The 226-nt window shown below is 35.4% G+C and carries 1 protein-coding gene; it reads right to left on the minus strand.

Features of this window, described 5'->3' with window-relative positions; all coding sequences use genetic code 11:
- Positions 1 to 105 precede the first annotated feature (105 nt).
- The coding region (locus TW85_RS26085) for an MOFRL family protein (protein ID WP_157197022.1) at positions 106 to 226 on the minus strand (121 nt) is incomplete at its 5' end.

Below are 226 nucleotides of genomic sequence, written 5' to 3' on the forward strand. Positions count from 1 at the left end.
AAGGATAAAAGAAATAGCCTTGCTTATTTAGGGCAGTAAATAGAGCAAGGCCATCTCTTTAATAGCGTGTTTTTTAATTCAGTGTCTTTGATGAAAAGCTTTTGCTTAGGCTTGAATCAAGATAGCGCGAAAATCATTTACATTCGTTCTAGTAGGCCCAGTCACTATCAAGGCATCTAAAGCTTCAAAGAAACTATAACCATCATTATTTTCTAAATACGCCCTA

It is taken from the genome of Marinomonas sp. S3726 (assembly GCF_000967665.1).
Classification (GTDB): Bacteria; Pseudomonadota; Gammaproteobacteria; order Pseudomonadales; family Marinomonadaceae; genus Marinomonas.